The organism is Janthinobacterium sp. SUN118, assembly GCF_030397695.1.
GTDB lineage: Bacteria > Pseudomonadota > Gammaproteobacteria > Burkholderiales > Burkholderiaceae_D > Janthinobacterium.
In genome coordinates this window covers 1,318,813-1,344,355 of the sequence record NZ_JAPUBV010000001.1, presented here as the reverse complement: position 1 = coordinate 1,344,355, position 25,543 = coordinate 1,318,813, and the positions used below count along the sequence as shown (strand labels likewise).

The 25,543-nt window shown below is 64.1% G+C and carries 18 protein-coding genes and 1 tRNA gene; 9 read left to right on the top strand and 10 right to left on the bottom strand.

The features are described 5' to 3' along the window. The first annotated feature begins 61 nt into the window (after positions 1-61). The 3 genes from O0880_RS06090 (at position 62) to O0880_RS06080 (ending at position 1,805) form a co-directional block, all read left to right on the top strand. Complete coding sequence (locus O0880_RS06090) at positions 62-595, top strand: tail fiber protein (RefSeq protein ID WP_289885604.1); 534 nt, start codon at positions 62-64, stop codon at positions 593-595. A 106-nt stretch (positions 596-701) separates the two neighbouring features. Then, entirely contained in the window at positions 702-1,235 is a 534-nt protein-coding gene (locus O0880_RS06085; protein ID WP_289885603.1) for a tail fiber protein, read from the top strand. Between the two features lie 36 nt (positions 1,236-1,271). Further along, entirely contained in the window at positions 1,272-1,805 is a 534-nt protein-coding gene (locus tag O0880_RS06080) for a tail fiber protein (protein WP_289885602.1), read from the top strand. Positions 1,806-1,882: 77 nt separating this feature from the next. Here the strand turns inward: O0880_RS06080 and O0880_RS06075 are convergent, their stop codons facing one another. From O0880_RS06075 to O0880_RS06065, 3 genes are all read right to left on the bottom strand, one after another. Then, the gene (locus O0880_RS06075) at positions 1,883-2,173 is read right to left on the bottom strand and encodes a hypothetical protein (RefSeq protein ID WP_071322649.1); all 291 of its coding nucleotides are present in this window, start codon (positions 2,171-2,173) and stop codon (positions 1,883-1,885) included. Between the two features lie 118 nt (positions 2,174-2,291). Continuing rightward, positions 2,292-4,304 carry a S9 family peptidase gene (locus O0880_RS06070; RefSeq protein ID WP_289885599.1) on the bottom strand — a complete coding sequence of 671 codons (2,013 nt, stop codon included), beginning with the start codon at positions 4,302-4,304 and terminating at the stop codon, positions 2,292-2,294. A gap of 608 nt (positions 4,305-4,912) precedes the next feature. Continuing rightward, positions 4,913-6,295 carry a PLP-dependent aminotransferase family protein gene (locus O0880_RS06065; RefSeq protein WP_289887301.1) on the bottom strand — a complete coding sequence of 461 codons (1,383 nt, stop codon included), beginning with the start codon at positions 6,293-6,295 and terminating at the stop codon, positions 4,913-4,915. A 291-nt stretch (positions 6,296-6,586) separates the two neighbouring features. On the opposite strand from O0880_RS06065, the gene O0880_RS06060 reads away from it, so the two are divergent. After that, positions 6,587-6,832 (top strand): hypothetical protein, encoded by a 246-nt coding sequence (locus O0880_RS06060; protein ID WP_289885597.1) that lies wholly within the window; start codon positions 6,587-6,589, stop codon positions 6,830-6,832. Positions 6,833-7,183: 351 nt separating this feature from the next. Here the strand turns inward: O0880_RS06060 and O0880_RS06055 are convergent. The 5 genes from O0880_RS06055 to O0880_RS06035 form a co-directional block, all read right to left on the bottom strand. After that, positions 7,184-7,260 (bottom strand) — tRNA-Pro (locus tag O0880_RS06055). A gap of 102 nt (positions 7,261-7,362) precedes the next feature. Beyond that, complete coding sequence (locus O0880_RS06050; RefSeq protein WP_289885596.1) at positions 7,363-7,977, bottom strand: TetR/AcrR family transcriptional regulator; 615 nt, start codon at positions 7,975-7,977, stop codon at positions 7,363-7,365. Positions 7,978-8,045: 68 nt separating this feature from the next. After that, complete coding sequence (adeC, locus tag O0880_RS06045; protein WP_289885595.1) at positions 8,046-9,494, bottom strand: AdeC/AdeK/OprM family multidrug efflux complex outer membrane factor; 1,449 nt, start codon at positions 9,492-9,494, stop codon at positions 8,046-8,048. 1 nt (position 9,495) lies between these two features. Further along, entirely contained in the window at positions 9,496-12,660 is a 3,165-nt protein-coding gene (locus tag O0880_RS06040; RefSeq protein WP_289885594.1) for an efflux RND transporter permease subunit, read from the bottom strand. A 15-nt stretch (positions 12,661-12,675) separates the two neighbouring features. Then, complete coding sequence (locus O0880_RS06035; RefSeq protein WP_289885592.1) at positions 12,676-13,752, bottom strand: efflux RND transporter periplasmic adaptor subunit; 1,077 nt, start codon at positions 13,750-13,752, stop codon at positions 12,676-12,678. A 582-nt stretch (positions 13,753-14,334) separates the two neighbouring features. Here O0880_RS06035 and O0880_RS06030 point away from each other — a divergent pair. Both O0880_RS06030 and O0880_RS06025 read left to right on the top strand, forming a co-directional pair. Continuing rightward, positions 14,335-15,822, top strand: coding sequence for an ATPase domain-containing protein (locus tag O0880_RS06030; RefSeq protein WP_071322612.1), 1,488 nt, complete (start codon positions 14,335-14,337; stop codon positions 15,820-15,822). Between the two features lie 8 nt (positions 15,823-15,830). Continuing rightward, positions 15,831-17,372 (top strand): ATP-binding protein, encoded by a 1,542-nt coding sequence (locus O0880_RS06025; RefSeq protein WP_289885591.1) that lies wholly within the window; start codon positions 15,831-15,833, stop codon positions 17,370-17,372. 3 nt (positions 17,373-17,375) lie between these two features. Here the strand turns inward: O0880_RS06025 and O0880_RS06020 are convergent, their stop codons facing one another. Then, positions 17,376-19,262, bottom strand: a complete 1,887-nt coding sequence (locus O0880_RS06020) for an MFS transporter (protein WP_071322610.1) — start codon at positions 19,260-19,262, stop codon at positions 17,376-17,378. A 231-nt stretch (positions 19,263-19,493) separates the two neighbouring features. Between O0880_RS06020 and O0880_RS06015 the strand changes: the two genes are divergently transcribed. Together O0880_RS06015 and O0880_RS06010 are read left to right on the top strand one after the other, a co-directional pair. Continuing rightward, a complete protein-coding gene (locus O0880_RS06015) occupies positions 19,494-22,733 on the top strand; it encodes a DUF2339 domain-containing protein (RefSeq protein ID WP_289885590.1) in 3,240 nt (1,079 codons plus the stop codon). Then, positions 22,730-24,187, top strand: coding sequence for a DUF3999 family protein (locus O0880_RS06010; protein ID WP_289885589.1), 1,458 nt, complete (start codon positions 22,730-22,732; stop codon positions 24,185-24,187). Before O0880_RS06015 ends, O0880_RS06010 begins: the two co-directional genes overlap by 4 nt. A gap of 24 nt (positions 24,188-24,211) precedes the next feature. Here O0880_RS06010 and O0880_RS06005 read toward each other — a convergent pair whose 3' ends face one another. Continuing rightward, a complete protein-coding gene (locus O0880_RS06005) occupies positions 24,212-24,955 on the bottom strand; it encodes a helix-turn-helix transcriptional regulator (protein WP_071322607.1) in 744 nt (247 codons plus the stop codon). Between the two features lie 160 nt (positions 24,956-25,115). On the opposite strand from O0880_RS06005, the gene O0880_RS06000 reads away from it, so the two are divergent. Then, positions 25,116-25,538: a hypothetical protein gene (locus tag O0880_RS06000; protein ID WP_289885588.1), complete on the top strand. Its 423-nt coding sequence runs from the start codon at positions 25,116-25,118 to the stop codon at positions 25,536-25,538. The last annotated feature ends 5 nt before the right edge of the window (positions 25,539-25,543 follow it).

Genomic DNA, 25,543 nt, shown 5'->3' with positions numbered 1-25,543 from the left:
CTATTGGTAAATGTATTAGCCTTGTATTCCATTTCACAACAGTTATGGGGAGAGAAATACCATGTCTGACGTCTTTGTAGGCCAAATCATGATGGCCGGTTTTGCTTTCGCACCCAGGGGATTTGCCGCTTGTAACGGGCAACTCCTGCCCGTTCAACAGAATGCGGCCCTGTTTGCCCTGCTGGGCACCCAGTTCGGCGGCAATGGACAATCGACCTTCGGCTTGCCCGATTTGCGCGGCCGCACGCCTTTCGGTTCAGGAGCCTCTGTGGACGGCAGCTGGCAACCCACTCCGCTCACCCAGGGCACGCCGGGCGGTTCAGAAGCTGTCACCTTGCTAGCGAGCCAGATGCCTGCGCACAACCATGCGGCCAGCGCGCTGACGACCGCAGGAACGCTCAAGAATCCCGCTGGCGCACTGTATGCCGGCAGCGGAGCGGAATCGATTTACGTCGCCGCGACGGGACCGCAGGTTGCGCTGGCGCAACAGACGCTGGCTACGGCAGGCGGTAACGGCCCGCATATTAATATGCAACCCTTCCGCGTCATCAACTTCAACATTGCCTTGAGCGGTGTCTACCCCTCGCGCAACTGACCTCGCCTGACAACACCGTCGCGCGCGGCAGTGCCTTGTGGCCGCGAAGCGCAGCCGGTTTTCCCAGGTGCTACAAACCGTGTCCCGCCTTTTTACGGAGTAAGCCATGTCTGATTGTTACGTAGGTGAAATTCGCCAGTTTGCCTTTCCACGCATACCCACCGGGTGGTTTGCCTGTGACGGCAGCCTGAAACCTATTTCTGAATATCAAGTGTTGTTCATGTTGCTCGGCACCACCTATGGTGGCGACGGCGTCAACACCTTTGCCGTGCCGGACTTGCGCGGCCAGCTGCCCTTGCATCAGGGACAGGGGCCAGGCTTGACGCCGCGCACCATCGGCGCAACCGGTGGCAGCGAGCAGGTCTCCTTGACAATAGATCAGATTCCCCAGCACACGCACACCTTTTTTGCCACCAACACCACCGCCAACGCCGCAACGCCGGGGCCGACCGTGGCGCTGGGCGCCGCCACCAACGGCGACAATATGTACGCGACCAGTGCCACTGGGTCCACGCCGACGGTGCTGTCGAACGTCGCCTGCGGCCTCACCGGCACCAACCTCCCCCATGAAAACCGCATGCCGACGCTGGCCGTGTCATTTTGCATTGCATGGCAGGGCGTCTTCCCTTCGCAGCAGTAACGACGACAGTCCACCCGACTTCACAGGAGAAAAATCGTGGCATCACCATTTCTTGGCGAGATTCAGATCTTCGGTTTCAACTATCCACCAGCAGGCTGGGCGCTGTGCAACGGCGCCACCCTGTCAGTGAACCAGAACAGCGCCCTGTATGCGCTGATCGGCACCACCTATGGCGGCAATGGCAGCACTACCTTCCAGCTCCCCAACCTGGTCGGCCGCGCCGCGTTCAGCCAGGGCACGGGACCCGGCCTGTCGCAATATGACATCGGCGAATCCCTTGGCGCCGCAAGCGTGACGCTGACGGCGCAGGAAATGCCGGCGCACCGGCATGTCATGACGGTCAACCGCCAGCCGACGGCTAGCCTGCAAAGCAATATCCCCGTCACAGACGCACTGCTGCTGGCACCGGGCAAGACGACGGCGATGACGCTCAGCATCACTCCCGACACCAGGCTGGCACCCAACGTCGTCGGCATGACCGGTGGCAACCAGGCGCACGAGAACCGCCAGCCCTTGCTGGCGTTGAACTACTGCATTGCATTGCAGGGAGAGTTCCCCAGGTTCGACTGAAGCAGGCGGCAAGGGAAACAAGGCAGGCGCGCAGCCTGCCTTGTTTCCAGCCGCGTCAGGACACGCGGAGCAAGAACCTAGTTGAACACGGCCTGGTACAGGAAGCCGTGATTGTCGCGTGCCACCGGCACCAGGAAAATCCCCACTTCGCCGAAAGCGTCATGCTGCAGCTGGAAAATTTTCTGGTTGAAGACGATGGCGGAAGAGTTGCGGAAAAGCAGGCTGAACGGCGGGCGCAACATGCCCTGCAAGGTCGACGCCGGCAACGGACGCGCCTCCACCAGGATGAACGGCGCGTTGCCGTCGCTGACCGAAACAAACGTTTCATTCAGGCGCGGGGCAAAATGCTCGAGGGTCAGGATATCCATGGTGCGTTTCCGTTTCAGTATTGGCAGGACAGTGACTTATTCTAAATGAATCATTGTCCCATTGAAACTCTTTTAATGCGGGAGCCGCGCACGTACGGCTCCCGCCAGCCGCACGCGTTTACCGCATCGCCTCCTGCAGCCCTGGCGCATACCCGGCGCCGTGCTTGACCTGCGCCGTGGAGGCCTTGAGGGTGGCGCCGATGGGCTCGGCGCGCCCATCGAGGCATTTCCCCAGGAAATTTTCCGTCACGGCGTTGAAGGCGATGTTGTTCACGGGCCGCGCGAAGCCATGGCCTTCATCGGGGAACAGCACGTAGGTGACGGGAATGTTCTTGGCCGCCATGGCCGCCACGATCTGGTCCGATTCGGCCACGTTCACGCGCGGGTCGTTCGCGCCCTGGCCGATGAGCAGCGGGCGCTGGATATTCTGCGCAAAGTTCAGCGGCGAGCGTTCCTTCAGCAGCGCCTTGCCCTCTTCCGTGTTCGGATCGCCCATGCGCTTGTAGAAGCGCTGCTTGCCCGCTTCCCAGTACGGCGGGATGGTTTGCAGCAGGGTAAACAGGTTGGACGGGCCGACGATGTCGACGCCGCAGGCAAACGTCGTCGGCGTGAACGCCATGCCGGCCAGCGTGGCGTAGCCGCCATACGAGCCGCCCATGATGGCCACCTTGTCGGCGGTGGTGACGCCGCTCTGCACCGCCCATTGCACGGCGTCGAGCAAGTCGTCATGCATCTTGCGGCCCCATTGCAGGTCGCCGGCCGAGATGAACTGCTTGCCGAAACCCGTCGAGCCGCGGAAATTCACCGACAGCACGGCATAGCCGCGGTTGGCCAGCCACTGGTGATAGCCATTGTAGCCGTACGTGTCGCGCGCCCACGGCCCGCCGTGCACCAGCAGCACCATCGGCACCGGCTGCGACGGCATGCCACCTGGCCCCGCCTTGGACGCCTGCGGCAAGGTCAGGTAGGACACCAGGGTCAGCCCGTCGCGCGCCTTGATTTCCTGCGCATGCATGGGCATCAGCGGCGCGCCTTCCAGCTCGGGACGCGTGACGTACAGGCGCGTGAGCTTCCTGCCCTTGCGTTCGTAAAGCCAGCTCGACACCGGCGCCGTGACGGCGTCGACGGCGACCAGCCATTTATCATCGGCATCGGTGCGCGACGTCACCGTGAACTGGCCTGGCGTATGTTTCTTCAGGAACGCCAGGTCGTCCTTCAAGTCTTCACCCAGCGGCAAATAGTCCTGCTGCAGGTACTCGACCGCATAGGCTTGCACGCGGCCCGTGCGCGTGTCATACAGCGCGTCGGAAATGTCGGCGCGCGCATCCTGGGCCACCAGCGTGCTCTTGCCGCTGGCAACGTCCTGCGCCAGCAGCGCCGACGTGTTGCGGCCGCGCGAATCGGTCCAGTACAGGGTCTTGCCGTCGGCCGTAAACGCCAGCGGCGCCGTCGTCTGCGCGTCTTCCAGGCCCACATCGGCCAGCGGCGTGGCCTCGACCTTGCCGTCCGTGACGCGGTAATACGCCGTGCCGCCATCGCCGCGCGCCTTGCTGGCGATGCGCAGATTGAGCAGCTCGTCGGCCACGTAGCCGCCATAGCCGTCGTTCCGCTGCACCAGGGTCAGCTTGCCGCTGGCCAGCTCCAGGCTGTACACGTCGTGCCAGCGCGCATCGCGGTTATTGATGCCAATCAAGATGCGGTCCTTCACCTTGCTGCTGATCTGGATCACGCGCACGCGGGTTTTCTCGAACGGCGTGTAATCGATCTGCTTGCCGCTGGCCACGTTCACGCCATACAGCAGGAAATTCTCGTCGCCGCCCTTGTCCTGGATGAACAGCAGGGTCGTCGAATCGGGCGACCAGAAGCTGCTGCGGATGGGCCGCAGCTTTTCCTGCGTCAGCGGGCGCGCCTGGGACGGATCGCTGGCCGGCGCCACCCACACGTTGAGCACGCCGTCGCGCGGCGCGATCCAGGACAGCCACCGGCCATCCGGGCTGATCTTGCCGCCGGACTTGCTGGGATTGCCAAAAATCTTCGCCCGCTCGATCAGCGGCACCTCCCCGGCCGGGGCTTGGGCGTGCGCCGGCAACACGCTGGCGAACAACAGGACAGGCAGGACATAGCGAATCATGGACACCTCATGGTGGATAAATGAAGGGAAACAGCACACGTGCATGTGCCAGCAAATCATAGGCGAAAGCCGTGTTGCCAGCTTGACTACGGCGACCGGAGACGGAAATCGGGGGACAGGATGGAGAAAACGGGGGATGAAGCGATCTGTCGAACCTGCACGGCAAGCCGATGCGCCTGCATATCGCGTTGTCGGCCAGCCTGCTGCCCGATAGCGACAGATGCGCCAAATCGCGCCGCCGCATGTGCTCGGGCTTCCTGGCGCTTGCGGCAATGACGGCAATGGCGGAGTAAAAATGCTGAACCTGGCAGCCGACGTGCAAGCGATTGCGACGACATCCAGACCGGCCACCGTTCGCGCATGCCGCGGTCAGCCGCGGTCGCGTTCAAGTGGCGGAACCTTCCCCAACAGCTCGACCTGGCCACCCGCTTGCGGGCCGCGCCAGCAAACTGCGCCAGTCTCGCTGCTGCCTGTGCGCCGGTCGGGCCCGGGCAGTCCGCCCTTTGCAGCGGAATGCGACATGGCGGTCGCTCGGTGCCGCCGGCGGCATCCCGGCCAAGCTGCCGCCGTACACCTGATGGCGGCCGCTGACAGTGTTTCCTGGACAGTTAAACCACAGCAGCGCTGAACGATTCGGGCTGCCGCGCAAGCAGATGAGACAGTCGTTGAAGACCCGCCTGCAAGCGTCCACGGTCCTTGATGCTGCCCAAGGAGATGCGAATTGCATTCACGTATGCGCTGCCCGTTGCGAATGCCTCCGCCGGCGTGACCGCGATGCCGGAGCTGGCGGCGGCCCGCGCAAGCTGCGTAGAGTTCCAGTACGCCGGCAACTCGAGCCATACATGCAGGCCGTCGCCAAGGCCGCTGTAGCGTCCCGCCAGAATATCGCGAGCCATCCGGTGGCGCAGGCGCGCCTCCCTGCGCACGCCTTCCATCAATCCGTCAGCCGAACCGTCGAGTATCCACTGCGTGGCCAGGGCCGCCGTCAGAGGGGCGGCCATCAGCGCAAATGACCTTAGCGCGACCAGGAAACGTTCGCGCTCGATCGGGTCGCGTATCAGCACGAAGGCGACCCGCAAGCCGGGCGTCAGGCATTTCGACAGGGTTGCGATGTAGTACACCTGTTGCGGGGCAAACGTGGCAATCGGCGGCGGCGGGGCATCGGCAAGGAGCCAGTAGGGATCGTCCTCGACGATGCGTACATTGCGGCGCTTTGCGATGCCGGCGAGCTCCTTGCGCCGGCGTTCCGGCATGGTGATGGCGGTCGGGTTCTGCAGTGTCGGATTGAGGTAGACCAGCCCGGGCTTGTGCTGGCGGCACGCTTCCTCGAGCATCTCAGGCACCATCCCGTGCCTGTCCGCTGCCACCGCAACGACGTGCCGGCCGAACTGGGTCGCTGCGGCGCGCAAACCGGGATAAGTCACGGGCTCCGCCAGGATGACGTCGCCAGGCGCCGTCAGCGCAAGGATCAACGCGGCGATCGCCGCCTGCGCACCCGGACAGACAAGCAGCTGCCCGGCATCCAGATGTCCAAACATCGGCGCCAGCCATGTGGCTCCAGCCTTGCGGTCGGACTCGCTTCCCCCGCCCAAGTGGTAAGTCATCAGCAATTCATTGTCTGCCCTCATCAATACTTGAGACAGACCTTGTTTCAACATATCGTCGAAGTCCACGCCATCCGGCGGTGGCGGGGTATTCATGCTCAGGTCGAGGATCGCGGTCAATTCGACTTTTGGCGCCGCGACATAAGTGCCCCGGGCGCCGCGGCCCTCCAGCAAGTTGCGGCGCCTGGCTTCGTCGTAGGCGCGCGTGATCGTCGTCAGGTCGACATCCAGCCGTGCCGCCAGCTGGCGCTGCGGAGGCAGGCGGTCCCCCGGGGCCAACGATCCGTCTGCCACCGCCGCCTGCAAGGCATCCGCAATCTGCAAGAAACGTGGCCCCCTGTTCCCGGCCAATCGCGGCAACCAGATAGTCAAATCTTCATCTTGCATGGTTTTCAACTGGGACATTTTGTCTCAATGTATGGAAATTGTTTTCAAGTAGTATGCTTCAGAACGTGGAGCAATACCATTCTTGCATGGCCGTTGCCGACGTTTTCTCCTCTCTCATCTGCATTGGCAAACCACTGCGCCGGATGCCATTGTTATTTCATGGCTAGCTATAATGAAAGATTCAAACAGGATGCCTGGGGGGATGGCTGGAACAGAAGCTGCTGACGCAGCGTTTTGAGGTAGCGCTCCTCATGGTAGATAGTGTCAAGTAATAGACTGGAAATACTCAAAATGATGGATTGGACCCCTATAGTCTTCGTGACGTTCAAGGCTCTCGTGCTCTGCACGGGCATGTTCTTCGCCATCAAGTGGCATTACGATCAAGGGAAGAAGGACAAGGACAAGGCGAAGCAGAATCGCGCGGTGCTGCGCGCGAGCGGCAAGGTGGTCGCCATCTTCATGCTATCGCTGCTGGCCTTGGGGATCGTCACCTTCGTCGTCGTCAGGATGGCCGGTTTGGAGATGACCTTCCCCTGATGGCAAGAAATGGCCGGCCGAAATCCGGTGATGCGGCGGCGATCGGGCAGCGGCGATGAGGCACATCGCTGTTAGCCCCTGATGGCTTGCCGATTAATCGTCGCGTGGCGATGCCGATGCCATTACCAGCGCGGGCCCTGCCCCGCCTGCCGATGCGGCCCTGGGCATTGGCACATTGCCGCTGGATTTGATTTGATGTTACCTCTTCTCAGCGGCCCTGCCCGGCGGCATTGGATGTAGGCTGCCCATCTGTCACGCGTAAACGGAAAAACCCAGCACCGATATTAGACAATTATCTAATATACAGTGCTGGGTTTCTATACAGCTTGCGCCGTAACTCCTTGAATCTAATGGTCGGGGCGAGAAGATTCGAACTTCCGACCCCATGCACCCCATGCATGTACGCTACCAGGCTGCGCTACGCCCCGACGAGGTGGGAATTATAGCAGAGGCTTTTAGGTTTTTGCCATGCTTTCCGCATGATTCATATCGAACTGCGCAAACTTTTTTGCATGGCCCCGGCAAGCGCCCTATTCGTTCAGCAGCAGCGCCGTCAGGACGATGCGAAAGCCCGCGATCAGCGGCTCGACCTTCACCATCGGATTATGAATGAAGCGCACGGGCAAGCCCTGGTAAATGGCGACCAGGGCATTCAGCCGGCCTTCCAGCATTTCCTCGTCGGCCGGCAAGCCGCGCTTGATGCGCGCATCGCGGATGATGGAGAGAAACAGCTGGCGCGAACGCTGGTCCGAGCATTGCAGCATCTCGGCGATGGCCGGATTGCGCGACGCCTCGGCAAAAATTTCCAGCGGCATCATCCACGTTTTCGGGTCCAGCGCTTCGAGCACATGCTCGCCCGCATTGTCGATCACGGCCTGCAGCGGGTCTTCGCGCTGCGCCAGGTCCTGCATCAGGTTCGACACCCGTTCCGTATTCTGCATGACGAAGGCGGCGATGATCGCATCCTTGCTGTCGAAGTAATTATAGATGTGGCCCGCGCTCATGCCGGCCGCTTTCGAGATCTCGGCCATGCTGGCGCCGTGGAAGCCGCGGCGGCTGAAGCAACTCTCCGCCGCATCGAGCACCTGCTTGCGCCGCGTGTTGGCGCGCTCGGGATCCGGATGCTTCTTTTCAACTTGGTTCATGATTTTCCAGTAGCGCGCCGGCCTTGCCCCTGCGGACAGGGGCAAGGCCGGCGTCGGCGTCCCCGTGATTATTGGACGCCGCCAGCCGCCGCGACGGCTGTCTGCTCAGGTTGCCATCCGCCGCCCAGCACCTTGTACAGGGTCACCAGGTTGGTCGACTTGGCCAGGCGCGCCGTGATCAGGCTTTGCTGCGCCGTGTACAGCGCGCGCTGGGCCACCAGGGCGTTCAGGTAGGACTCGGCGCCCTGCTTGTAGCGCGCATCGTGGATGGTGTAGCTCTTCGTCGACGCTTCGACCAGCGACTCCTGCGACTGCAGGCGCTCGTCGATCGTGCCGCGCTGGGCCAGCGCATCGGACACTTCACGGAAGGCGACCTGGATCGCCTTTTCGTATTGCGCCACGGAGATTTCACGCTGCACCTTGGCGATATCGAGATTGGCGCGGTTCACGCCGCCATCGAAGATCGGCAAGCTGATCTGCGGCAAGAAGCTCCAGGTGCCGCTGCCGCCCTTGAACAGGCCGGACAGGTTGTCGCTGACCGAACCCGCCGTCGCCGTCAGCGAAATGCGCGGGAAGAAAGCCGCGCGCGCCGCGCCGATGTTGGCATTCGCGGCGCGCAGGGTGCGCTCCGCCGCCAGCACGTCGGGACGGCGTTGCAGCACGTCCGACGGCACGCCGGCCGGAATGTCCGTCAGCGCCGTCACAGCGCCAAACTCGGCTTGCGGCAGCAAGTCGGCCGGCACGGGGCCGCCCACCAGCAGGACCAGCGCGTTTTGATCCAGCGCAACCTGGCTCGTGTAGACGGCCACGTCGGAACGGGCCGATTCGACACTGGTCTGGGCATCGTACTTGTCCAGGCCCGAGGTGGCGCCGGCACTGAAGCGGCGCACGGCCAGGTCATACGACGACTGCTGGCTCTTCAGCGTGTCCTGCGCCACGCGCAGGCGCTGCTGGTCGGCCACCAGGTTCAGATAGGTGCTGGCCACTTCGGCCACCAGGCTGATCTGCTGTGCACGGCGTGCTTCTTCCGTGCCCAGGTATTGCTCCAGCGCGCTGTCGGACAGGCTGCGCACGCGGCCGAAGAAGTCCAGCTCGTACGCCGACACGCCCAGGTTCGCCGTGTACTGGCGGTTGATGGACGCTTCGCCCGTCGGGCTGGCGTTTTTCGAGATGCGCGTGGCCGACTGGCCGCCGGACGCCGACAGGGTCGGGATCAGCGCGGCGCGTTCGATGCCGTAGGTGGCGCGCGCCTTCTCGATGTTCAGGATCGAGACGCGCAGGTCGCGGTTGTTGGCCAGCGCCAGTTCCAGTACCTGGCGCAGGCGCGCATCGGCAAAGAACTCGCGCCAGGCGACGTCCGCCACCGGCTTGGCGTCGGCGGCGGCCGTGTCGGCCTTGTAGGAAGGACCGGTCGGCCACGCCGTCGGCGCCGGCGCTGCCGGACGCTCGTACGTGGGAGCCAGGCTGCAACCGGCCAGCAAGGCCAGTGCCGCCATGGAGAGTAGCGTTTTTTTCATATTAATGCGCATCCTTAGAAAGCGTGACGGCTGGCGCACCAGGCGTCGCCGGCGTGGTGGGCGCGTCCGACTTCGAGAAGAAGCCGCGCACCAGCACGAAGAACACCGGCACGAAGAAGATACCGAGGAACGTGGCCGTCAACATGCCGCCCAGCACGCCGATACCGATGGCGTTCTGGCTGCCGGAACCGGCGCCGCTGGAAATAGCCAGTGGCAACACGCCGAGACCGAAGGCAATCGAGGTCATCAGAATTGGGCGCAGACGCAGACGCACCGCATGCAAGGTCGCGTCGATCAGCGACATGCCCGATTCCTGCATTTCCTTGGCGAACTCGACAATCAGAATCGCGTTCTTCGCCGACAGGCCCACCACCGTGAGCAAGCCCACCTGGAAGTACACGTCGTTCGACAGGCCGAACATCCACGTGCCGAGTACGGCACCGATCACGCCCAGCGGCACGACCAGCAGCACCGAGAACGGAATCGACCAGCTTTCATACAGCGCGGCCAGGCACAGGAAGACGATCAGCAGCGACAGCGCGTACAGCTGCGGCGTCTGCGAACCGGATTCGCGCTCTTCCAGCGAAACGCCGGTCCAGCTGAAGCCGATGCCAGGCGGCAGCTTGGCCACCATCTCTTCCATCGCGTTCATGGCGGCGCCCGTGCTTTGGCCCGGCGCCGGCGTACCGAGGATCTCTACCGACGGCAAGCCGTTGTAGCGTTCCAGGCGTGGCGACGCGTAAATCCACTTGCCGGTGGCAAAGGCCGAGAACGGCACCATCTGGCCAGCGGTATTGCGCACGAACCACTTGTTCAAGTCTTCCGGCTGCATGCGCGAGCTGGCATCGCCCTGGATGAACACTTTCTTCACGCGACCACGGTCGAGGAAGTCGTTGACATACGAACTACCCCAGCCGACGCTCAGCACGCGGTTGATCTCGGCGATCTGCAGGCCCAGCGCGGTGGCTTTCTGCTGGTCGATCTCGATCTTGTACTGCGGCGTATCTTCCTGGCCGTTCGGACGCACGCCCACCATGGCCGGGTTTTGCGAAGCCATGCCCAGCAGCTGGTTACGCGCCGCCATCAGGGCGTCATGGCCGACACCGCCGATATCCTGCAGTTGCATATCGAAACCGGTGGCGTTACCCAGTTCCAGCACGGCAGGCGGGGCGAAGGTAAATACCATCGCGTCCTTGATCTGCAACAACTTGCCCATGGCGCGACCGGCCACGGCAGGCGCCTTTTGCTCCACGGCCTTGCGTTCAGCCCAGTCTTTCAGGCGCACGAAGGCGATACCCGTGTTCTGGCCGTTACCGCCGAAGCTGAAACCGGCGACGGCAAACACGGAAGCGACGTTGTCTTTCTCGCTGTTCATGAAGTGGTCTTCGACCTGTTCGATCACTTTCAGGGTGCGCTCTTGCGTGGCGCCCGTCGGCAATTGAATCTGCGTAAACAGGATGCCCTGGTCTTCTTCCGGCAGGAACGACGTAGGCAGACGCATGAAGATGAACACGAGGCCGGCCAGCAACAGCACGTACAGCAGCATCGAGCGGGCGCGGTGGGTGATCATGGCGCCAACCATGCCCTGGTATTTGTTGCTGCTGCTGTCGAAGCTGCGGTTGAACCAGCCGAAGAAGCCCTTGTTCGTCGCGTGATGGCCTTTTTCGACCGGTTTCAGCAGGGTGGCGCACAGCGCCGGCGTAAACACCAGCGCGACGACGACGGACAGCACCATCGACGACACGATCGTGATCGAGAACTGGCGGTAAATCACGCCCGTCGAGCCGCCGAAGAAGGCCATCGGCACGAACACGGCCGACAGCACCATGGCGATACCGACCAGCGCGCCCGTGATCTGCGTCATGGACTTGCGCGTCGCTTCCAGCGGCGACAGGCCCTCTTCGCTCATCACGCGCTCGACGTTTTCCACCACCACGATCGCATCGTCGACCAGCAGACCGATGGCCAGCACCATGGCGAACATGGTCAAGGTGTTGATCGAATAGCCGAACGCATTCAGGATGCCGAAGGTACCGAGCAGCACGACCGGCACGGCCATGGTCGGGATCAGGGTGGCGCGGAAGTTCTGCAGGAACAGGTACATCACGAGGAATACCAGGATGACCGCTTCGACCAGGGTTTTGACCACTTCTTCGATGGACAGTTTCACGAACGGGGTCGTGTCGAACGCCACCTGGTAGCTCATGCCTTCAGGGAATTGCTTGCTCAGGTTGCCCAGCATGGCTTTCGCCGCGTTGGCCGTGTCGAGCGCATTCGCGCCCGTCGCCAGCTTGATCGCCACACCGGTGGCCGCATGGCCGTTGTAGCGGGCCACGGTGTTGTAGTTCTCGCGGCCCAGTTCCATGCTGGCCACGTCCTTCAGGTGCACCATGGCGCCGTCGGTGGTGGTTTTCAGCAAGATGGCGCCGAACTGTTCCACCGTTTGCAGACGGCTCTGCGCCGACACGGTGGCGTTCAGCTGCTGGCCCTTGACGGACGGCGTGCCGCCCAGTTCACCGGCCGACACTTCCGCATTCTGCGCCTGCACGGCCGTGATCACGTCCGCCGGCGTCAGGTTGAAGCTTTGCAGCTTGGCCGGGTCGAGCCAGATGCGCATGGCGTACTGCGAACCGAACAGCGTCACATCGCCCACGCCCGCCACGCGGCTCAGCGGATCGACGACGTTGGCGGCCACATAGTCGCTCAAGTCGGTCTGGTCCATCTTGCCGTTTTCGGAAATGAAGCCGAACACCATCAGGAAGTTCTTCGTGGCTTTCGACACGACGAGGCCCTGTTGCGTGACAGCCGTCGGCAGCAGCGGCGTGGCCAGCTGCAGCTTGTTCTGTACCTGCACCTGGGCGATGTCAGGATTGGTGCCGCTGGTAAACGTCAGCGTGATGCTGATGCCGCCAGTCGCATCGCTCGACGAGGCCATGTAGCGCAAGCCGTCGATGCCCTTCATCTTTTGTTCGATGACCTGGGTGACCGCATCTTCCACGGTCTTGGCCGAGGCGCCAGGGTAGGAGCCGCTGATCGAAATCGACGGCGGGGCGATGCTCGGGTACTGCGCGATCGGCAGGCTGAGGATCGAAATCACGCCGGCAAGCATGATGACGATCGCGACCACCCAGGCAAAAATCGGGCGGTCAATGAAAAAACGGGCCATTAATATTCTCCTGAATTAGTGGGCGCTGGCAGCCGATGCTGCGGCAGAGGCTGCAGCGGCAGGCGCGTCAGCGGCCTTGGCCGGCACGGCAACGGCAGGGGCGCCTGGCTTGACTTTTTGCAAGCCTTCCACGATCACGCGGTCGCCTGCGGCCAGGCCGGACGTCACCAGCCAGTCGGTGCCGATGGTGCCGCTGGTGGTCAGGATGCGTTGCTCAACCTTGTTTTCCTTGTTCAGGATCAAGGCCGTGGCCTGGCCTTTCTGGTTGCGCGTCACGCCCACTTGCGGCACGGTGATGGCTTTCTCGTCGACGCCCGTTTCCAGCTGTGCACGCACATACATGCCTGGCAGCAATTCGCCTTTCGGGTTCGGGAACAGCGCGCGCAAGACCACGTTGCCGGTGGTCGGATCGACCGTCACGCCGGCGAACTGCAGCTTGCCCGGTTCGCTGTACTTGCTGCCGTCCGGCAGGATCAGGTCGACCTTGGCCTGGCCTTCGCCGACTTTTTTCAGCGAACCATCGGCCATCTGGCGCTTCAGGCGCAGCAGGTCCGTGCTCGACTGCGTCACGTCGACATAGATCGGGTCCAGTTGCTGCACGGTCGTCAGGGCTTCCGCCTGGCCCGCCGTGACCAGCGCGCCGGCCGTCACGGTCGAGCGGCTGGTGCGGCCGCTGATCGGCGCCGTCACGGTGCTGTACTTCAGGTTGATATTCGCCGATTCCAGCGCCGCGGTGGCGGACTCGACGTCTGCCTTGGCTTGCTCGAAGGCGGCCACGGCATCATCGTATTCCTGGCGGCTCACGCCTTCGATGGCCACCAGCTCCTTGTAGCGCGTGGCTTTCGGGCCGGCCGTCAGCAGGTTGGCCTTGGCTTTCGACAGGGCGGCCTTGGCCGAATTGGTGGCAGCCTGGTAGGTGGCCGGGTCGATCTGATACAGGGCCGTGCCCGCTTTCACATCGCTACCCTCGACGAACAGGCGCTTCTGGATCAAGCCGCCAACTTGCGGACGCACATCGGCGACCTGGTAGGCATTCGTACGGCCGGGCAATTCGGCACTCATCGGCAACGCGGCCGGATTAACAGTAAACACGACCACCTGTGGCGCTTGCTGCGCATGAGGTGCTTCCTGTTTTTTACTGCAGCCGGCCATGATTACAGTGGCGCACAGAACGGCAATAGCGCCGCTCGTACGCGGCGACGTCAAGGAAAAGGTTGGTTGCATCTTGGACTTTCTGAAAAAGAAGCTGGCTAGTGTCGTTAGAAATGACTAAATTTATTAACGCAGATCAAAGAATGAACGATCATTCTAAAATCGTCAAGCATCGTTACAATTGAAACATAGTAACTATCAAGCGAATTTTATTATCAATGATGCAATGAAATGACGGCAACAACAGGGGTGGCGCGCCAGCAGGATCAGTCGGAAATCAGGCTGGCTGCGGCAAAACGGCAAAGCGGGAAAGTTGGATTGAGTGAATACTGTAGCAGGGTAAGGCGTTCTTTGCTGAAGTCGCCGACATGTGCGCAACACCCGTTACGCCAGCCTTCGGCACCGCGATAAATATTTACCAATGGTATCGAAAAGGCATGATCGGTGCAGGTGCGCTACGATGGCTGTCCACAGCTGGCCATGACAGGGAGCGCGGCGATGACAGCACAGGCGCAGGCGACAATGCCACCGCAGGACGCGGCCGGCCAGCTTGCGCCGCCACTGCTGTCGACGGGCGTGCCGGGTCTCGATACCGTGCTGGCCGGCGGCCTGCTTGCCGAACGCCTGTACCTGGTCGAAGGCGAACCGGGCACGGGCAAGACGACGCTGGCGCTGCAATTCCTGGTCGAAGGCGCGCGCGCCGGCGCACCGGTGCTGTACCTGGCGCTGGCCGAATCGGAAGCCGAATTGCGCGCCGCCGCCCTGTCGCACGGCTGGGACCTGGCCGGCATTGCCATCGAAGAAGTGGCGCCCAGCGACGACATGCTCGACCCCGAACGCCAGTACACCATCTTCCACCCATCCGAAATCGAGCTGGCCTCGACCAACCAGCGCATCCTGGCCGCCATCGAAAAGCACCGCCCCGCCCGCCTGGTGCTCGACTCGCTGTCCGAACTGCAGCTGCTGGCGGAGAACCCGCTGCGTTACCGGCGCCAGGTCGTTGCGCTCAAGCAATATCTGGCCAGCCGGCACTGCACCACCCTGCTGATCGACGACCGTTCCGCCCTCGACGACGGCTTGCAAGTGCGTAGCGTGGCCCATTGCGTGATCTCGCTGGAGCTGCAAAACCAGGCCTATGGCAACGACCGGCGTCGCGTGCGCGTGGTGAAATACCGCGGCGTGGCGTTTCGCGGCGGCACGCACGATTACCGCATCGCCCATGGCGGCCTCATCGTCTACCCGCGCCTGGTGGCGGCCGACACGCGCCGCGACGGCGACCACCGCCGGCTGTCGAGCGGCGTGCCCGCTCTCGACGCCATGACAGGCGGCGGCCTGGAGGAAGGCATGAGCACGCTCATTTCCGGCCCGGCCGGCAGCGGCAAGTCCACGCTGGCGGCGCAATTCGTGCACGCGGCCACGTCGCGCGGCGAGCCGTGCGCCATGTTCCTGTTCGAGGAAGCGCGCAGCAAGCTGCTGAGCCGGGCCGACAACGTGGGCATGCACCTGCAGGCGGCGCTCGACATCGGCCTGCTGAGCGCACAGCAGATCGATCCGGCCGAGCTGACACCGGGCGAATTCGCCCAGGCCGTGGTCGACGCGGCGGAGCGGGGCGCCCGGGTCATCGTCATCGATAGCCTGAACGGCTACATGCATGCGGTGCCCGATGAGCGCTTCCAGAGCACCTACCTGCATGAACTGCTCAATTACCTGAGCCAGCGCGGCGTGGCCACCCTGCTCGTCGGCGTGCAGCAAAACATGCTGGGCACGTCCATGACCACCTCGGCCGACGCCAGCTACCTGGCCGACAGCGTCATCATGCTGCGCTATTACGAAACGGAGGGCGAGGTGCGGCAAGCCATTTCCGTCTTCAAGAAACGCGGCAGCGCGCACGAGCGCAGCATCCGCCGCTTTGAAATCGCCGCGCAGGGCATCCGCATCGGCCCGGCCCTGGCCGGTTTCCACGGCATCCTGACGGGCATGCCCACCATCGGCGGCACGCCATTTCCCTAGGGCTCGCCATGGAACAGCGCATCCTGATCTACGCGCCGGCCGGCCAGGATGCGGCGCTGGCCGGTCAGGTACTGGCCAGCGCCGCCATCGCCAGCCAGGCCTGCCGTTCGGTCGCCGAGCTGGCCGGGCAACTGGCGCTGGGCGCGGGCGGCGTGCTGACCGTCGACGAGGCGCTGCATGCGGGCGCCTGCCAGGTGCTCGACGACTACGCCCGGCACCAGCCGCAGTGGTCCGACCTGCCCATCCTCCTGCTCACGCATGCGCGGCTCGATTCCCTGCCCCTGCGGCAAGCCATCGCCACCCTGGGCAACCTGACCCTGCTGGAACGCCCCGTGCACGTGCTGACCCTGATCACCTCGGTCCATGCCATGCTGCGCGCGCGCCAGCGCCAGTATCAGGTGCGCGAGTCGCAACAGCGCAAGGATGAATTCCTTGCCAGCCTGGGCCATGAACTGCGCAATCCGCTGGCGCCCATCAGGACCTCGGTGGCCCTGCTCAGCAACCTGTATCCGGAATCGGCGCAAGTGGCCACGGTGAAAGGCGTGATCGAGCGCCAGGTCACGCACCTGACGCGGCTCGTCGATGACTTGCTCGACGTGGCGCGCATCACCAGCGGCAAGGTGGTGCTGCAGCGCAAGAACATTAGCTTGCAACAGGTGATCGGCCATGTGATCGAGCTGTGCCAGCCGGCCGCCGCCAGCCGCCACATCGGCATCGCGCTCGACTTGCCGCCAGCGACCGTGACCTTGTATGCCGACTATGCGCGCGTGGTGCAGATCTTTGCCAATATCGTAGCGAACGCCGTGAAGTTCACGCCAAATGGCGGCCACATCCACATTACGGCGCACGTGGCCGCTGGCCAGCTGCGGGTGGCCGTGGAAGACGATGGCATCGGCATCGACCAGGACGCCATCCCGCGCATCTTTTCCATGTTCGAACAGGGCCGCACGGTGGCGGGCCAGATGGCCAGCGGCCTGGGCATCGGACTGAGCCTGGCGCGCCAGTTTGCTGAAATGCATGGCGGCAGCATCGAAGCGCATAGCGATGGCCCCGGGCGCGGCAGCCGCTTCGTCGTCACCCTGCCCGCCAGCGTGGCCGAAGCCGCCACAGGCACGCCGCAGGCGGCAGACGCCACGCCGGCCGGCCACGGCCATGCCGTGCAGGTGCTGGTGGTGGACGACAACCGCGACGCGGCCGATTCGCTGCAGGCGCTGTTCCAGCTGGAAGGCTATGCCGCCAGTGTCGCGTATGGCGGCGAACAGGCGCTGGCGGCCGTCGACGCCGCATGGCCGCAATTGATCGTGATGGACCTAGGCATGCCGGGCATCGATGGCTACGAGACGGCGCGCCAGGTGCGCCAGCGGGCGCAGGGGCGCGACGTGCTGATGATCGCGCTGACCGGCTGGGGCCAGTGCGATGCGCGCCAGCGCACGGCGCAGGCCGGGTATGACCATCACCTGACGAAACCGGTCGATTTCACCGCCATCACCGCCCTGCTGGGCCAGCACCTGGCGCGCGGGGCCGCCGGCGGGGCTACGCGGACAGAATGAGGCCTATTTCCACTTGCCGCGCAACTCCTGCACCCGTTGCTGCAGCAATTCCGGCGTGGCGGCCTCGGGCGCCACGGGCATGCCCACGGCCAGCGACAGGCGCGAGCGCAAGCCCGCCTTGAAGGCGCGCTCGAACAGGTGGCCATTGCGATGGCTCAACAGATGCCCCCACAAGCCGCGCAGCGCCAGCGGAATCACGGGCACCTTGCTGCGCTCGACGATTTTGGCGATGCCGCCCTTGAACTCGCTGATCTGGCCCGTGCGCGTCAGTTTGCCTTCGGGGAAGATGCACACCAGCTCGCCCTCATGCAGCGCTTGCGCGATATCGATGAAGGCTTTTTCCATCAGGAACGGATCTTCCTTGGCCGGCGCGATGGGGATGGCCTTGGCCGTACGGAAAATCCAGCCCATCAGCGGCATCTTGAAAATGCGGTGGTCCATGACGAAACGGATGGGACGGGGGCTGGCCGCCATGATGACGATGGCGTCCACATAGCTCACATGGTTGCATACCAGCACCGCCGCGCCTTCCGCGGGGATGCGCTCGCCATCGACCACTTTCACGCGGTGCACGGTCTGTATCAGAATCCACGCCAGGAAGCGCATGAGGAATTCCGGCACCAGCGAGAAGATATACGCGGCCACCAGCGCGTTCAGGATGGCCGTGACGAGGAACAGCTGGGGTATGGTGAAGCCCTGTCCCAGCAGCACGATGGCCACGCCGGCGGCCGCCACCATGAACAAGGCGTTGAGGATATTCATGCCGGCGATCGTGCGCGAGATATGTTTCGGGTCGCAGCGCGTCTGGATCAGGGCAAACAGGGGCACGATGAAGAAGCCGCCGAAGACGCCGATCATGACGATGTCGAGCAGGATGCGCGGCACGCCGGCCTGGCTGACGAACGCCAGCGCGTCGACCACTTGCGTATTCGCATACGCATTGCTGGCGAAATACAGGTCGATGCCGAACAGCGACAGGCCGATGGAGCCGAACGGCACCAGGCCGATCTCGATCTTGTGGCCGGACAGCCGCTCGCACAGCAGCGAACCGGTGCCGATGCCGACCGAAAACACCGTCAGCAGCAGCACGAACACGCTGTGGTCGCCATGCAGGAAATCCTTCGAGTAGACGGGGAACTGCGCCAGGATCAGGGCGCCGTAGAACCAGAACCAGGAATTGCCCAGCATGGCCAGGAAGACGGGACGGTTCTTGCGCGAGAAATTCAGGTTGCGGAACGATTCGGCAACGAAGTTCAGGCTCACCTTCAGTTCCGGCTCGGGCGCGGGCGTGCGCGGCACGCGGTAGCTGGCGATGAGGCCGAACAGGGCCACGGCGATGGTGGCGCCGGCCACCAGTTCCACGCCCAGCGGCTTGTGCACGATCAACACGGCGCCGAGGATCTCGCCCAACAGGATGCCGACAAAGGTGCCCATCTCGATCAGGCCATTGCCGCCCACCAATTCCTCGGGCTTCAGCTGCTGCGGCAGATACGCATACTTGACGGGGCCGAACAGGGTCGAATGCACGCCCATGCCGACCACGGCCGCCACCAGCAGCCACAGGGTATGCGTCATCCACCCAGCGGCGGCCACGGCCATGATGGCCAGCTCCATCCATTTCACGAAACGGGCCAGGCCCGCCTTTTCGAACTTGTCGGCCAGCTGGCCCGCCGTCGCCGAAAACACGACATAGGGCAGGATGAACAGGCCGGGTATCAGGTTGGTGATGGTGGACGGGTCGAGCGTGGTCCAGCTCAGCGCATCATAGGCGAGGATCACCATCAGCGCCGTCTTGAACAGATTGTCGTTGAAGGCGCCAAAGAACTGGGTCCAGAAGAAGGGCCCGAAACGGCGCTGCGACAATAAGGAAAACTGGCTGCTTTGACTCATGGCATGGGGAACCGGACATTAAGGAATTGCTAAAATACAGCACTATCTTGCGCACGACAATCTGAATGTCGCCATCTTGCTTAGCGTCAATACGGAAAGCACCGTGCCGCGCCATGCTGGCCTCCGCCTTGATACTTTCCCTGGTGCCACAAAAATCGCCTGTTTCTTGATAATAAGGTAATGTGCGCATACAAAGGGCGCCTTCGCCCTGCCATCCAGGAAAGCTGCCCCATGTTTGGATTGATAACGCTGATCATATTTGGCTTGCTGATCGCCGCCTTCGTGCAGGTGCTGCAGTACCGCCGGAAAGTGGCCGATCTGGAGTTGCTGACGGCCCGCCTGCGCAAGGACGTCGACAGCGTGCAGGCCCGCCTGCAGGCGCTGGAAGGCCGGCCCGCCATGCCTGCCGCCGCGTCCACGGCTGACATCGCATCGGTGGCCACGCCCGCCGCTGCCATGCCGGTGCCGGTCCCCACGCCGCCACCGGCGCCGGTGGCCGCCACGGCCCGCCCGGACGCGCTGGCCAGTACTGTGCCGTCCGCCCCCGCCAGCCCCGTCCCGCTCGACAAGCCAGCGCCAGCAAACGCGGCAAGCACGGCAGCCGCGACGCCCGCAGCCAGCGCCCCTGCGCCCAAGTCCGTTGCGGCCCCTGCCGTAGTCAACACGCCATCGTGGATCGCGCGTCCGGACGGCCTTGTTGCCAAGGCGAAGAACTGGCTATTCACGGGCAACCTGGTGGCCAAGCTGGGCTTGCTGATCCTCTTCCTCGGCGTCAGCTTCCTGCTCAAGTACGTGTCGGCCCAGGTGACCGTGCCCATCGAGCTGCGCCTGGCCGCCATCGTGCTGGCCGACATCGCCCTGCTGGCCTGGGCCTGGCGCATCCGCCTCAGCCGCCCCGGCATCAGCCTGCCGCTGCAGGGCACGGCGCTGGCGATCCTGATGCTGGTGACCTTTGGCGCCTTCCGCCTGTATGAACTGATACCGGCCGGCCTGGCCTTTGCCGTGCTGTTCGTGCTGACAGTGTTTACGTGCCTGCTGGCCGTGCTGCAAAACGCCGTCTGGCTGGCCGTCTTCGGCATCGTCGGCGGCTTTGCCGTGCCGCTGCTGGTGTCGACGGGCAGCGGCAACCATATCGGCCTGTTCAGCTATTACGCGCTGCTCAACGCGGGCGTCTTCGCCATCGCCCTGAAACGCGCCTGGCGGGTCTTGAACGTGCTGAGCTTTGGCTTCACCTTCGTCGTCGCCACCACCTGGGGCTTGCTGCGCTACACGCCCGAGCACTACCTGTCGACGCAGCTGTTCCTCATCCTGTTCGTGCTGTTCTACGTCGGCATCGCGATCGCCTACTGCGCGCGCCAGGCGCCGCGCCTCAGGCACTACGTCGATGGCACGCTGGTCTTCGGCACGCCGCTGGCGGCCATGGGCCTGCAATATGGCCTGGTCCAGCATTTCCCGTTCGGCCTGGCCTTTTCCGCGCTGGTCGCCGGCCTGTGCTACACGGGCCTGGCCGTGGCGCTGTGGCGCCGCGATGGCTTCCGCCTGCTGGCCGAAGCCTTTCTCGCGCTGGGCATCGTCTTCGGCACCCTGGCCATCCCGTTCGCCCTCGACGGCCGCTGGACATCGGCCGCCTGGGCGCTGGAAGGCGCCGGCATCGTCTGGGTCGGCTTGCGCCAGCGCCAGACCCTGGCCTGGGCCTTCGGCTTGCTGGTGCAGGCGGCCGCCTGGGCTTCCTTCCTCATCGCCATGCAGGAACTCGATGCGGCATCGGCCCTGCACGCCAACATCTGGCTCGGCTGCGCGCTGCTGGCCGCCGCCGCGCTGGTGATGGCCTACAGCTTCCGCCGCCACGGCAGCCCCCTGTACCCGGAATTCATGAGCAGCCTGTCCGTGCTGTTCCTGGCCGCCGCCACGGCCTGGCTGCTGGGCGGCATCTGGAGCGAAATCCTGCTGCGCACGGAGGCGGCCACCCAATTGAATCTGCTGACCGTCAGCGCGCTGGGCGTGGCGGCCCTGCTGGCCTGGCTGGCGCGGCGCGAACAATGGCATGCGCCGCGCGCCCTGCTGCTGGCCGTGCAGGTGCTGGCGGGCCTGGTGCTGCTCAGCCGCGCCAGCTGGGCCTGGGACCAGCACCCGGCCAATCTGTTCGACGGCTCCTTCCTCAGCGCCCTGCTGCTGGGCGCCGCCGCCTTTGCCAGCGCCTGGTTCACCGAGCGGCGCGCGCGCGGCGGCGACGCGCTGCCGGCCCTGGCAGCGCGCCCCCTGCTGGTCTGGAGCGGCTTGCTGTGGTTTGCCGCCATCCTCGTGCCATGCACCAGCTGGCTGCTGCGCCTGATCGATGGCGACTTGCGCATGCAGCCGCACGCGGGCGAACACTGGCTGGCGCTGTACCTGATTGCCGTCAGCGTGACGACGCCCGTGTTGGCGCTGCTGGCGCGGCGCCTGGCGTGGCCGCAGCTGCGCTGGTTCAGCGTGGCAGCGTGGATCGGCCTGGGCCTGTGGAGCGCCAACCTGCTGCTGGCGCTGTACTTGCGCGACTACCTGCCCACGGGCCTGTCCTGGCTGGCCCTGGCGGCCGCCCTGGCTGCCGGCGAGTACCTGCTGCTGGCCTGGCCCAAGGCCGGCTGGCAACTCGACGTGCGCGCGCTGCGCCTGTTGCATACCATCCGCACGGCGGCGCCGTGGCTGATGCTGTGGCCGGTCGGCGCCATGCACGTCAACGCCTGGCTGGCGCGCCATGAAGGCAACGTCAGCCCCGCCTGGGCCCGTTATTTGCCGGCCTGGGCCATGATGCTGGCGCTGGCCTGGCTGATCCGCCGCTGCCGCGCGACGGCCTGGCCCGTGGCGCCGCTTGCCGCGTGGTATCAGCGCTATCTGATACCGCTGGGGGCAGCCTGGTCGCTGCTGCTGATCGCCGCGTGGAACGTCTTCGACGATGGCGCCATGGCGCCCCTGCCCTATCTGCCGCTGCTCAATCCGCTGGACCTGAGCACGGGCTTCGCCATCCTGCTGGCCATCGCCAGCTACCGCCTGCTGCCGGCGGGCCAGTTGCCGCTGCCCGCACTGTGGCAGGCGCGCTTGCCTGTCGTGGCCGCCTGCAGCGTGTATGTCTGGTTCAACCTGATGCTGCTGCGCACGGTCTCGCACTACCTGGGCGTGCCATACACCTTCGACGCCATGCTGGCTTCGCAGTTCGTGCAAGCGATGCTGTCGCTGGTGTGGAGCATCACGGCGCTGCTGCTGATGCGCCACGCGGCCCGCCACCAGCGGCGCCAGCAGTGGAGCCTTGGCGCCGTGCTGCTGGGGCTGGTCGTCTTGAAACTGTTCCTGATCGACCTGTCGAACGTGGGCGGCATCGAGCGCATCGTGTCCTTCGTGGGCGTCGGTTTGCTGATGCTCCTGATCGGCTACCTGGCGCCCTTCCCCAAGGCTGCCGCGCCAGTGCCAGCCGAACCGCAACAAGGAGCAGCATGAAAACCACACTCACGTTCGGCATCGCGTTAATGGCAGGCGCCGCGCTGGCCGCGCCGTCCCAGGACAGGCCGCAGGACTACGGCTGGAGCATGCCGGTGACCGTGGCGGCCGGCGCGGGCATCGTCAGGTTCACATTGCCCCGAGAAGTCTACCTGCACGCCAGCTCGCCCAGCCTGGCCGACGTGCGGCTGTTCGATGGCGACGGCAAGCGCCTGGCCTATGCCATCGGTGCGCCGCCTGCGCAATCGGCGACGCAGCGGACAGCCATTCCAGCCCGTATTTTCCCCGTGACGGGCGCACCGGCAACTGGCGACGGCTTGCAAGGCATCGACATCCGTACGGCGGAAGATGGCCGCTTGCTATCGGTCAGCACCCGCGCCGGCGCGGCAACCAGCACGACGGCGCTGCAAGCGCTGATCCTGGACCTGGGCAAGCAAGCGCCAGACAAGCGCATCGCCGCCTTGCGCTTCACGCCACCAGAGCGCACGGATAATTACAGTGCACAAGTACTGCTGGAAGTGAGCGACGACCTGAAGCAATGGGATGCGATCGGCACCACCACCTTGAATTGGCTCAGCAACAGCGACACGCAAACGCTGGCCAACGACAGCATTGCCTTTGCGCCGCGCGCTTTCCGCTATGCGCGCCTGAGCTGGCAGGAAGGCCAGCCGCTGGTGTTTGCAGCGATTGCCGCGCAAGCCGTCAGCGAAACCGAGGCGGCGCCGCCACGCGCGAGCATCGTGCTGCGAGGTACTCCAGGCAAACTTGCCGGCGAGTGGGCGTATGCCACGCCGATCGCCATTCCCGCCGACAGCATTGCGCTGCAATTCAAGGAGAGCAACGTGGTGCTGCCCGTCACGCTGGGCGTGTATCGCCAGAGTACTCATGTGCCGCAGCGCCGGCTGTCCCTGCACCGGCAAACGCGGCCGGCAAATGGCGAATATTTTGAGCCGCTACTGAGCACCAGCTTTTACCGCATCAGCGAGGCTGGCAAGGAACGCGTCTCCGGCGACCTGACCATGCCGGTGGTGCACACCACGCAATGGGTGCTACGGCCCGAGTCGCAAAGTACGGCGATGCCGGCCAGCGTGCCGCTGTTGCGCCTGGGCTGGACGCCGGATACGCTGGTGTTCCTGGCCGGCGGCAAGGGGCCATATCACCTGGTGTTCGGAAAAGTCGACGCGCAACCGGTGGCGCAGCCGCTGTCACAGGTGGCGCCCGGCTATCGCGACGGCGAATTGCAGGCCCTGCCGATTGCCACAGTGGGCGCGTTGACGGCGCGCGCTGGCGCAAGCGACGCCGCGCCAGCATCGGCTCACACCGGTGCGCCATGGCGCCTGGCCGCGCTGTGGGCCGCGCTCTTGCTGGGCGTGGCCGTGCTGGGCTTTTTCGCCTGGCGTTTGCTGACGCAGATGAAAGAGGAACAAGGCAGTAGCGACAAGCAGGAACATTAACCGCTTGGCCGCGATATCGCTGCCTCACTGCCGCAGCAACGCCTTGAACGTCTGCGGCATCCACGGTCGTGCCGCCAGCATGAAACTGATGGCCAGACGCTCATCGCCAGGCAGGCGCGCGTCTTCCTGGTGCTGCTGCGAAAACTCCACCGCCACCTGCTTCAATCGCTCGAGCAAGGCCGCCGTGGATTTCTTCGACAGCATCACATTCACCAGGCGCAGCAGTTCCGTTTCGCCATCGAATTGCGAATTCAAATAATCGCCATACGCTTCCTTTTTGAAATACGTGTGGATGGGACCGTTCGGTATCCAGGCAAACGTGCGCGCCACCAGCAGTTTGACCCGGTTATTCGGCAGCAGTTCCAGAAAACCGATCTTGTCGAGGCGCAGCAGGTATTTCACGGCTTGCGCCTCGCTGATGTCGTAGATGGCGACGATCTGCTCCAGCGGCAGCAAATTCAGGGCGGACACGGCCACCACGAACAGCCTGGTGTCGTCGATGATTTCCTTTTCCTGCGCATATGTCAGCCCCGTGATCAGCGTCGGCGCCGCATGCGCCGCCTGCACGGCCAGCGCCAGCTGCTGGAAATCGCTGCCGACGGCCACCAGGATCTGGTCCAGCCGCTGCAGGGTAAATTGCTTCTGCGAAAACATCCGCTTGACGCTGGCTTCAGACACGCCGATGCGCTGGGCCAGTTCGGCGTACGTGACGGAACGCGCTTTCAACAGGCGTTTCAAGGCCTCGATCAGGGCGTGGGTTTGCGGCATGCACTTCCTTTATAAAAATGGCATTGCTTCGGCAAGCAAAAAAGTAGCGGAAAACGCTACCCGCAGTATGCCTACCCGCTACGAGTAGCGTTTTCATTGACCAATTGCCCACAGTCTACAATGATGGCGTTGCCACTTGGCACACTTGAAGGAGAAACACATGAAACGCCTGCTGCCCCTCTGCCTGTCCCTGTCGCTGTTGACGCTTTCCGTGGCTGCCCCCGGCCTGGCGCACGCCGCCGCTTCCGAGAATCTGTCGAAAGGCTCGCAAAATCTCAGCCAGGGTTCGGCCGTCGTCGTCGCCGGCTCGCTGTCGATGCTGGTCGCTTCCGGCCAGGTGGTCGTCGCCAGCGTGGAAACCGTGGGCGAAGGCATCGTCATCGTGCTGAAGGGCGCGTCCGAAGCGGGCGGCGCCTCCATCCAGATGAGCACGCAGGCAGCCAAGGGCCTGTCGCTGGCGGCCGGCACCGTAGTCAGTGTGGCGGCGCTGTCCACCGGCCACATGCTGGTCATGTCCGGCAAGGCCATCGCCTTCATCCCGAACGAACTGGGCAAGGCACTGCTGCACCATTCCAAAGTGTAAATCAC

Bases quoted from the DNA above. Each gene is read 5' to 3' on its own strand.
- O0880_RS06005 (WP_071322607.1), bottom strand. From the start codon at position 24,955: ATGCCGCAAACCCACGCCCTGATCGAGGCCTTGAAACGCCTGTTGAAA.
- O0880_RS06090 (WP_289885604.1), top strand. From the start codon at position 62: ATGTCTGACGTCTTTGTAGGCCAAATCATGATGGCCGGTTTTGCTTTC.
- O0880_RS06060 (WP_289885597.1), top strand. From the start codon at position 6,587: ATGATGGATTGGACCCCTATAGTCTTCGTGACGTTCAAGGCTCTCGTG.
- O0880_RS06075 (WP_071322649.1), bottom strand. From the start codon at position 2,173: ATGGATATCCTGACCCTCGAGCATTTTGCCCCGCGCCTGAATGAAACG.
- O0880_RS06065 (WP_289887301.1), bottom strand. From the start codon at position 6,295: ATGCAAGATGAAGATTTGACTATCTGGTTGCCGCGATTGGCCGGGAAC.
- O0880_RS06025 (WP_289885591.1), top strand. From the start codon at position 15,831: ATGGAACAGCGCATCCTGATCTACGCGCCGGCCGGCCAGGATGCGGCG.
- O0880_RS06040 (WP_289885594.1), bottom strand. From the start codon at position 12,660: ATGGCCCGTTTTTTCATTGACCGCCCGATTTTTGCCTGGGTGGTCGCG.
- O0880_RS06010 (WP_289885589.1), top strand. From the start codon at position 22,730: ATGAAAACCACACTCACGTTCGGCATCGCGTTAATGGCAGGCGCCGCG.
- adeC (WP_289885595.1), bottom strand. From the start codon at position 9,494: ATGAAAAAAACGCTACTCTCCATGGCGGCACTGGCCTTGCTGGCCGGT.
- O0880_RS06030 (WP_071322612.1), top strand. From the start codon at position 14,335: ATGCCACCGCAGGACGCGGCCGGCCAGCTTGCGCCGCCACTGCTGTCG.
- O0880_RS06000 (WP_289885588.1), top strand. From the start codon at position 25,116: ATGAAACGCCTGCTGCCCCTCTGCCTGTCCCTGTCGCTGTTGACGCTT.
- O0880_RS06015 (WP_289885590.1), top strand. From the start codon at position 19,494: ATGTTTGGATTGATAACGCTGATCATATTTGGCTTGCTGATCGCCGCC.
- O0880_RS06020 (WP_071322610.1), bottom strand. From the start codon at position 19,262: ATGAGTCAAAGCAGCCAGTTTTCCTTATTGTCGCAGCGCCGTTTCGGG.
- O0880_RS06050 (WP_289885596.1), bottom strand. From the start codon at position 7,977: ATGAACCAAGTTGAAAAGAAGCATCCGGATCCCGAGCGCGCCAACACG.
- O0880_RS06070 (WP_289885599.1), bottom strand. From the start codon at position 4,304: ATGATTCGCTATGTCCTGCCTGTCCTGTTGTTCGCCAGCGTGTTGCCG.
- O0880_RS06085 (WP_289885603.1), top strand. From the start codon at position 702: ATGTCTGATTGTTACGTAGGTGAAATTCGCCAGTTTGCCTTTCCACGC.